Below are 8,333 nucleotides of genomic sequence, written 5' to 3' on the forward strand. Positions count from 1 at the left end.
CGACCGGCTCTCCGCCCGGTCGGCGGCCGGGGCACGTCAACTGGCGCCGCTGAGAGAGGAGTACGACCGGGTGGCCCGCCTCGCCGCCCTCCCCGCCGGCACCTCGGCGGACAACGAACGCAGGATGCGCCTGGAGTCGTACGTCCTCGCCGCCCGGCTGGAACAGGTGGCCGCCCCCGCGACCGCGCGGCTGCACCGCATGTCGTCCGGCCGCTACACCCTCGTCCACTCCGACGACCGGGCCGGGCGCGGCCGTAGCGGACTCGGGCTGCATGTCGTCGACGCGTGGACCGGGCGGGAGCGGGACACGGCGACGCTGTCCGGCGGCGAGACGTTCTTCGCCTCGCTGGCCCTCGCGCTCGGACTCGCCGACGTGGTCACCGACGAGGCCGGCGGGGTCCGGCTCGACACCCTCTTCATCGACGAGGGCTTCGGCAGCCTCGACGAGCAGACCCTCGACGAGGTCCTCGACGTCCTGGACTCCCTGCGCGAACGGGACCGCAGCGTCGGCATCGTCAGCCATGTCGCCGACCTGCGCCGGCGCGTCCACGCGCAGCTGGAGGTCGTGAAGGGGCGAGCGGGGTCGGCGGTGCGGCAGCGGGGTCAGTGACCCAGCGGTCTGCGGGGGAGCGGTGAGGAGTAGACGACGCTGGTGGTGACCGAGCCCAGCGCGCCGATCCGCCCCGACACCTCCTCCAGGTGGCGCATCGAACGGGCCGCGACCTTGATCATGAAGCAGTCGTCGCCCGTGATGTGATGCGCCTCCAGGATCTCCGGCGTCACCGCGACCAGGTCGTGGAACGGCTTGTAGTTGGCGTTCGGATAACGCAGCCGCACGAACGCCAGGATCGGCAGGCCGAGCCGCTCCGGGTCCACGACCGCCGTGTACCCCTGGATCACCCCCGCCTCCTCCAGCCGCCGCACCCGCTCGGTGACCGCGCTCGCGGACATGGAGACGGCGCGGGCCAGCTCGGCGAAACCGGCCCGGCCCTCCCGCTGGAGGACGTCGAGGATGCGCCAGTCGGTGGCGTCCGGGGAATACGTGGTCATTCCTGAGAAATAGCAGGGGAATCCCCGGCAGATCAAGAAGGACACCGGGAATCGCCACTTCAGGGACCCGACCGACGACCGTAGATTTCCGGGCGTAAGGACACCTCGGTGAAAGGCCGGTCCATGAGCAGCACCACCCCCACGGCAGCCGCCGCCCACTTCCGCGCGAGCCTCGCCTTCCACACCGACGTCTCCGATGTCGCCGCCGCGCTCGCCTCCGGTGACCCCGCTTTCGTCGTCGTGGACTCCCGCTCCACCGAGTCCTGGGACCAGGGCCACATCCCCGGAGCGGTCCACCTCCCCACCGCACTCGTCCCCGAACAGGCCGGGCGACTCCTCGACAGATCCGTGCCGGTGGTGACGTACTGCTGGGGCCCCGGCTGCAACGGCGCCACCCGCGCGGCCCTCGCCCTCGCCGAACTCGGTTACCAGGTACGGGAGATGCTCGGTGGCTTCGAGTACTGGGTGCGCGAGGGCTTCGAGTTCGAGACCTGGCAGGGACGGGAACGACGCCCGGCCGACCCGCTGACGGCGCCGGTCGACACGGACGACTGCGGCTGCTGAAACCGGGGCCGGCCGTGAACGGGCCGTACCCGCAGGCGAGTTGGCGGCGCGCGCGGCAGCTCGAACCACGAACATGTGGGCTCGCTGTGCGTTAGGTTCTGCCCATGGCGCGATACGCGGAGCCGGACACGGCGGTGCAGTGGGTGGAATCGGGCGGCGGGCCGCTCATAGCGGTACCGGAGACGGTGCTGCCGTTCTGGACGGGAGCCGACGGCGATGAACTGGCCTCGGACTACGACCGGGCGTGCGAGGTCGGCGGCTGCGTCGGCCTGCTGCCGGTAGGGGACAGCGCGGCCCTGGTCCTGGGGGACGAACCCGCCTCGACCTCCTTCCTGCCGGAGCACGGCACGTTCGTACGGTGGTGTGCCGCGGACTCCGAGGACGAGGTGCTGGCCGGAGTGCCCGCCGCGCTCGCCACCGCGACCTGGGAGAACGAGGTGCGGTGGGACGTACCCGGACGGCTGGTGCTGTTCGACTCGGCGTGGCCCGGGCGGGACTCCGAGGGCACCGAGCATCTGAAAGTCGACCTGGAACCGGGACGCTACGCCGTCCGCGCGGGCCGCGCCCAGCCGGGCCCGGAGACCTGGCTCGGCCTCGTCCAACTGCGACGACTGCCCAACTGACGGGAGGCTCAAGGGGCTTGGGTCCCGATGCCGGTGTCGGCATCGGTTCCGGTGCCGGATGCGGAGGGCGGCCGGGTCCCGAACTCCCGGACCCGGCCGCCGATGCCGTACCCCCGGCGTCAGAGCTGTGACAACTCGTCCACCAGGTCGTCCAGACCCAGCGAACCCTGCGACAGCGCGGCCATGTGCCAGGCCTTCAGGTCGAAGTCGTCGCCGTGCCGCTGCCGCGCGTTCTCCCGGCCCAACAGCCAGGCCCGCTGGCCGAGTTTGTAGCCGATGGCCTGGCCCGGGATCGTGAGATAGCGGGTCAGCTCGCTCTCCACGAAGTCCGCCGGACGGCTGCTGTGCGCCCCGAAGAACTCCTGCGCCAGCTCGGGCGTCCACCGCTCACCGGGGTGGAACGGCGAGTCCGCCGGGATCTCCAGCTCCAGATGCATGCCGATGTCGACGATGATCCGGGTGGCCCGCATCATCTGCCCGTCCAGATAGCCGAGTCGCTCCTCCGCGTCGCTCAAGTAGCCCAGCTCGTCCATCAGTTGCTCCGCGTACAGCGCCCAGCCCTCGGCGTTGGCGCTGACCATGCCGACGGACGCCTGGTAGCGGGACAGGTCCTCGGCGACATGCGCCCACTGGGCGAGCTGGAGGTGATGACCGGGGACGCCCTCGTGGTACCAGGTCGAGACGAGGTCGTAGACCGGGAACCGGGTCTGTCCCATCGTCGGCAGCCAGGTGCGGCCCGGCCGCGAGAAGTCCTGCGAGGGTGACGTGTAGTACGGCGCCGCCGAACTGCCCGCGGGCGCGATCCGCGACTCCACCCGCCGTACCCGCTCGGCGAGTTCGAAGTGGGTGCCGTCAAGCTCCTCGATCGCCCTGTCCATCACACCCTGGAGCCAGTCGCGGACCTCGTCGACACCCTCGATGTGCCGCCCGTGCTCGTCGAGATGCGCGAGTGCCACCCACGGGGTCTCGGCGCCGGGCAGAACCTTCTCGGCCTCCCGCTTCATCTCCGCGAGCAGCCGGCGGTACTCGGACCAGCCGTACGCGTACGCCTCGTCGAGGTTCAGCTCCGTACCGTTGTAGTAGCGGGCCCAGAGCGCGTACCGCTCACGGCCCACCGTGTTCGGCGCGCCCTCGATCGCCGGCGCGTACACGTCGCGCATCCAGTCCCGCAGCTCCACCACCGCAGCGGTCGCCCCGCGGGCGGCCTCGTCCAGCTCGGCGCGCAGGGACTCGGGTCCGGCCGAGGCGAAGTCCTCGTACCAGCCGCGCCCCTGGCCGTCCGGGTCCGACCACTCGGTGAGCTGGCCGATGAAGGTGGCCGTCGGCCGCGGGCCCGCGAACAGCTTGCGGTCCAGGCCCAGTTGGAGGGACTCGCGGTAGCCGGCCAGCGCGGTGGGCACCGCGCGCAGCCGCTCGGCGATCGCCGCCCAGTCCTCGTCCGTCTGCGCCGGCGTCACCGTGAACACATCACGCGCCGCGTGCGCGGGGGTGTGCATATTGCCGACCTCGCGCAGACCCTCCTCCGTGTCGTGCACACCGAGTGCGGCGGTCAGCCGCTCGCGCAGCAGGCGCGCGCACCGGCGCTCGACACCACTGTCCGCGCCGGGCCGGCGCTCTGCCTCGTCGAGCTTCGCGAGGGTCGCTCGCTGAAGCTCCGCGAGTCGTTCCTGACCTGCGGGGGAGAGATCCGGCAGCCTGCTCGAACTCTCCTTCACGCCGAGATACGTACCGATGACCGGGTTGAGGGCGATGAGATCGTCGACGTAGGCGTCGGCGACCTGCCGGGGCAGCGGAGTGTTGGTCTGCGACATGGTGACCATCCTCATACCTGGGACTTCTCCCCGTCACCCCGATTCAGCTACGGGCGTGGCGAGGGGCAGCAAGGGTCCGCAGTCCCACTGCTGGAAGATCAACCGGGTCTCCACGCGCGCCACTTCACGCTGTGACGTGAACTCGTCCAGCACCAGCCGCTGCAGGTCCGCCATGTCCGCGACGGCCACATGCACGAGATAGTCGTCGGGCCCGGTCAGATGGAACACGCTCCGCGACTCCGGCAACGCCCGGACCCGCTCCACGAACGGCCCCACCAACTCCCGCCGATGCGGCCTGACCTGCACCGAAAGCAGCGCCTCCAGACCGCGCCCCAACTTCGCCGGATCGAGCCGCAGTTGATGCCCGAGGATCACACCGGCCCGGCGCAACCGCGCCACCCGGTCCAGACACGTCGACGCCGCGACCCCGACCTGCGCCGCGAGCTCGCGATACGTCGCCCGGGCGTCGTTCTGCAACAACCGCAGCAGATGAAGATCCACCGGATCAAGTACGACTGAATCGGTCATCCACCGAACGTAACACGGAGATCGGGCACACCAACCCGGCCAATATTCACCCTTCTCTCCATGGACACAACGAGCCCGCACCCCTCCCCAGCCCGGCGCGCACTGGACACCGAAGCCGTGCACGCCGGCCGTGACGACCTCGCCCGACAGGGCCTGCACGCCCCGCCCATCGACCTGTCGACCACCTACCCGTCGTACGACAGCCGTGGCGAGGCCGCCCGCATCGACGCCTTCGCCACCACCGGCGCCGAACCCGACGGCCCGCCCGTCTACGGCCGCCTCGGCAACCCGACCGTCGCCCGCTTCGAGACCGCCCTCGCCCGCCTCGAAGGCACCGACAGCGCGGTCGCCTTCGCCAGCGGCATGGCGGCCCTCACCGCCGTCCTGCTGGCGCGCGCCGCGACCGGGCTGCGCCATGTGGTGGCGGTACGACCCCTCTACGGCTGCAGCGACCACCTGCTCACCGCCGGTCTTCTCGGCTCCGAGGTGACCTGGACCGACCCGGCCGGAATCACCGACGCGCTGCGCCCCGACACCGGGCTCGTCGTCGTCGAGTCACCGGCCAACCCGACCCTCGCCGAACTCGATCTGCGAGCCGTCGCCCACTCCTGCGGCTCGGTGCCCCTCCTCGCGGACAACACCTTCGCCACCCCCGTCCTGCAACGCCCCGCCGAACACGGCGCACGCCTCGTCCTGCACAGCGCCACCAAATACCTCGGCGGGCACGGCGATGTGATGGCGGGCGTGGTGGCCTGCGACGAGGAGTTCGCCGGGCGCCTGCGCCAGATCCGCTTCGCGACCGGCGGCGTACTGCACCCACTGGCCGGCTATCTCCTGCTGCGCGGCCTCGCGACCCTGCCGATCCGGGTACGGGCCGCATCCGCCACCGCCGCCGAACTCGCCCGCCGCCTCTCCGCCGACCCGCGCGTCGCCCACGTCCACTACCCGCGCATAGGCGGCGCGATGATCGCCTTCGAGATCCACGGCGACCCCCACGAGGTCATCGCCGGCGTCCACCTCATCACCCCGGCGGTGAGCCTGGGCAGCGTGGACAGCCTGATCCAACATCCGGCGTCGATCAGCCATCGGGTGGTGGAGGAGACGGACCGGCGGGGCGCCGGAGTGAGCGACCGTCTGCTTCGGTTGTCGGTGGGGCTGGAGGATGTCGAGGACCTATGGGCGGACCTGGACGGCGCGCTAGCGCCATCCAGGGGCGCGGGGCTGTATGCATATGCGGCTCCGCCGCGGGGCGCGACCAGCCACAACGCACCCGCACCCGCCAACGAAACCGCAACCGCTACGGAGCTTCGGCCCTACCGAACCCCGTGACCTCCGCAGCTCCCGCCGCCGCACCCAACCGAGCCGTGACCACCAACGTCCCCTCCTCGATCTGATAGTCGAGCGGCAACTCAAGCCCCCGCATCGCCGCAACCATCCCCGTGTTGGACGCCTGAGTCACGGCATAAACACTCTCGCACCCGGCCTCGACAGCCATCCCCACCAGCCGCCCCAACAACTCACTCCCGATCCCCCGCCGCTGCCAGTCGTCCTCGACAAGCAGCGCGACCTCCGTCTCGTCCCCGTCCCACAGCAGGTGCCCGAGTCCGACGATCCGGCCCGAGGCCGTCTGCACCGCGAGCGTCCGGCCGAAGCGCGGGGAGAGCAGGTGGTTGAGATAGCGGTCGGCGTCACCGACCGGCCCGTGATACCGCATACCGAGCGTGCGCGCGGAGCAGCGTTCGTGCATCTCCCGCGCCGCGTCCAGATCGCCGGTGTCCGCGCGCCGCACGGTGATCGCGTTGCCCTCGGGCAGCGTCAGTACGTCCTGGCTGCGCGGGATGCGCGGACCGAGCCGGGCGTCCAGCTCCACCAGCGCCCGCGCCCGGGCGAACTCGGTGGGCGTGAACGGCAGATACGGCCGCTCCACGGTGATCACTCCGCCTTCCGGCGCCCGCAGGCGCATCACCGTGTCCTCCAACGCCCCCTCCGTCGGCACCGACTCCGGCTCGCGGCCCTTGCCCGAAGTGGCCGCGGGCAGCGAACGGATGGTGCACCGGCCCAGCAACTGCCGCAGCGCCAGCGGCAGTTCCGCCGCGTCCAGGGCCGTGCGGGTGGCCAGGCCCAGGACCCGGGTCGGCGCGTCCACCAGATCGTGGGCGTCGGCCCGCTCGATCCAGGTGCTCGAACCGCCGGCCGACGCCACCACCCGGGTGATCTCGGACCCCGCGACCTCGCCCGGCGCCCGCAGCAGGAACTCGTCCACCGTGCCCTCGGCCAGCGGATGCGTCTGCAGACTCAGGATGTCGACCTGCTGTCCGGCCAGCGCCGTGCACAACACGGCCAGCGATCCGGGCGCGTCCCGCACCGTGGTCCGCATGCGCCACAGCGTGGCCGGCTCGGTGACGCCGTCGGGCGCCACGGACGACTGCTGGGACTCCGACTCGGACTCGATCGAGGACTCCGACTCGGAGGGCCCGGCCTGCCGCACCTGCGCGGCCGACCGGGCACCGGTATCACCCGTAGGAGGCGCATGACCGTGGCGGCGTGACCACCATGTGTGGAACCCCGCTGTGGCGATCAGCGCCAGCGCGGAGATCGCCAGCAGTACCGGTCCCTCGGGCCCGTGCCCCACCAGATTCGCCACGACGTCCGCCACCGCGACCGCCGTGAACAGCGCCGCCAGCTCCACCAGGTCGCGCCGCCAGTGGTGCACCGGACGCCCGTGCCTGGCGCGTGTCACATCAAACATGTCTCGACTCATGCAACCACTGTGAAGGAAGGGTGTTGCGTGATCACGAACGCTCTGTGACCGACCGGTAAAAGCGTGGTTCTGTACCTTTTGCAGTTCTTTTTACGAGTGTGCTGCCCTGAAGGTCAGGCCTGCCGTCCTACGTCATACGGCCACCCCAGCCACCAGCGCGCTGCGCAGCCGACGCGCCTGCGTGACCAGTCGGGACGAGCCGACGCGGTCCGCCGTCTGCGCCAGATGCGGCAGTTCGCCCTGTGCCCCGGACCGCTCCGCGCACTCGGCGGCCACGGCGAGCAGGTCCCCGAGCCCCCGCGCCACTGCGGGCTTGATGTCGCCGTCGAGGTCGGCGAGCAGCGCGGGCAGGGTGTGGCGGAGGATTCCCCATATGCTCGTGTTCGCCCCGGTGGCGGACCCTGTCCGCACCGACTCGGCGAGCCGTGAGGGCTTCACCGCCCCGCTCCGCACCAGCTGCCCGAGATCCGCGCCCAGCCGGGCCCCGTCCAGCTGTCCCCGTGCTGCGAGCACCAGCAACGCGTCCACCGCGGCGAGCCGGTCCTGCGGGTGCCGGGCCCCCAGCCCGTATGCCAGACACAGGTGCGTCGCCTCGCCGGCCGCGCCGTCGGACTCAGCCAGCGACGGGAGGACGGTGGCCGCGCCCCGGGTGTCGTCCACGGCCGCGCCGGACACCTCCCGCAGCACCCGTACCGCCACCAGCTCGCGCAGCTCGGGAAGTATCGCGAGCCAGTGCTGCTGCATGTTCCGGCTCCAGTGGTAGCAGTACCAACGCTCGCCGTAGACCGTCGTCGGCTGCCCCAACTCGCGGAATCCCGCCGGGAATTCGGCCTGCAGCGACACGAGTTCACCGAATTCGAGCTGGACGCGCGTTCCGGCGGAGCGTCGTCGGCTCGTGGGCAGCACGGGTTCCCCGGACGACAGCCATCGGGCGAGCCGGGCACCCTCGGCCGTACCGAGCGCCGCCGCGCGCTCGGCTGCCGCCGCTGCCGCCAC

9 protein-coding genes are annotated in these 8,333 nt (G+C 71.5%); 4 read left to right on the forward strand and 5 right to left on the reverse strand.

Annotation, left to right across the window (positions count from 1 at the left end; translation table 11 throughout):
• On the forward strand, positions 1-610 hold a 610-nt coding region (locus R6V09_RS39860; protein ID WP_317886373.1), incomplete at its 5' end, for an SbcC/MukB-like Walker B domain-containing protein.
• Here R6V09_RS39860 and R6V09_RS39865 read toward each other — a convergent pair.
• Positions 604-1,050, reverse strand: a complete 447-nt coding sequence (locus tag R6V09_RS39865) for an Lrp/AsnC family transcriptional regulator (protein WP_317886374.1) — start codon at positions 1,048-1,050, stop codon at positions 604-606. The genes R6V09_RS39860 and R6V09_RS39865 overlap by 7 nt on opposite strands.
• 123 nt (positions 1,051-1,173) lie before the next feature.
• Here R6V09_RS39865 and R6V09_RS39870 point away from each other — a divergent pair, with 123 nt between their 5' ends.
• Positions 1,174-1,614, forward strand: a complete 441-nt coding sequence (locus R6V09_RS39870) for a rhodanese-like domain-containing protein (protein WP_317886375.1) — start codon at positions 1,174-1,176, stop codon at positions 1,612-1,614.
• 104 nt (positions 1,615-1,718) lie between these two features.
• Positions 1,719-2,237, forward strand: a complete 519-nt coding sequence (locus R6V09_RS39875) for an immunity 21 family protein (protein WP_317886376.1) — start codon at positions 1,719-1,721, stop codon at positions 2,235-2,237.
• Between the two features lie 119 nt (positions 2,238-2,356).
• Here the strand turns inward: R6V09_RS39875 and R6V09_RS39880 are convergent, their stop codons facing one another.
• Positions 2,357-4,048 (reverse strand): DUF885 domain-containing protein, encoded by a 1,692-nt coding sequence (locus R6V09_RS39880; protein WP_317886377.1) that lies wholly within the window; start codon positions 4,046-4,048, stop codon positions 2,357-2,359.
• A 33-nt stretch (positions 4,049-4,081) separates the two neighbouring features.
• A complete protein-coding gene (locus tag R6V09_RS39885; RefSeq protein ID WP_317886378.1) occupies positions 4,082-4,576 on the reverse strand; it encodes an Lrp/AsnC family transcriptional regulator in 495 nt (164 codons plus the stop codon).
• 60 nt (positions 4,577-4,636) lie between these two features.
• Between R6V09_RS39885 and R6V09_RS39890 the strand changes: the two genes are divergently transcribed.
• Positions 4,637-5,905, forward strand: a complete 1,269-nt coding sequence (locus tag R6V09_RS39890; protein ID WP_317886379.1) for a trans-sulfuration enzyme family protein — start codon at positions 4,637-4,639, stop codon at positions 5,903-5,905.
• Here the strand turns inward: R6V09_RS39890 and R6V09_RS39895 are convergent.
• Positions 5,874-7,337 (reverse strand): GNAT family N-acetyltransferase, encoded by a 1,464-nt coding sequence (locus R6V09_RS39895; protein ID WP_317886380.1) that lies wholly within the window; start codon positions 7,335-7,337, stop codon positions 5,874-5,876. The genes R6V09_RS39890 and R6V09_RS39895 overlap by 32 nt on opposite strands.
• A gap of 132 nt (positions 7,338-7,469) precedes the next feature.
• The coding region (locus tag R6V09_RS39900; protein WP_317886381.1) for a DUF7825 domain-containing protein at positions 7,470-8,333 on the reverse strand (864 nt) is incomplete at its 5' end.

It is taken from the genome of Streptomyces sp. W16 (assembly GCF_033194735.1).
Taxonomy (GTDB): Bacteria; Actinomycetota; Actinomycetes; order Streptomycetales; family Streptomycetaceae; genus Streptomyces.

What these genes read in the sequence shown, in the direction of transcription:
- R6V09_RS39865 (WP_317886374.1), bottom strand. Translation starts at nt 1,050, where the DNA reads ATGACCACGTATTCCCCGGACGCCACCGACTGGCGCATCCTCGACGTC.
- R6V09_RS39870 (WP_317886375.1), top strand. Translation starts at nt 1,174, where the DNA reads ATGAGCAGCACCACCCCCACGGCAGCCGCCGCCCACTTCCGCGCGAGC.
- R6V09_RS39875 (WP_317886376.1), top strand. Translation starts at nt 1,719, where the DNA reads ATGGCGCGATACGCGGAGCCGGACACGGCGGTGCAGTGGGTGGAATCG.
- R6V09_RS39880 (WP_317886377.1), bottom strand. Translation starts at nt 4,048, where the DNA reads ATGTCGCAGACCAACACTCCGCTGCCCCGGCAGGTCGCCGACGCCTAC.
- R6V09_RS39885 (WP_317886378.1), bottom strand. Translation starts at nt 4,576, where the DNA reads ATGACCGATTCAGTCGTACTTGATCCGGTGGATCTTCATCTGCTGCGG.
- R6V09_RS39890 (WP_317886379.1), top strand. Translation starts at nt 4,637, where the DNA reads ATGGACACAACGAGCCCGCACCCCTCCCCAGCCCGGCGCGCACTGGAC.
- R6V09_RS39895 (WP_317886380.1), bottom strand. Translation starts at nt 7,337, where the DNA reads ATGAGTCGAGACATGTTTGATGTGACACGCGCCAGGCACGGGCGTCCG.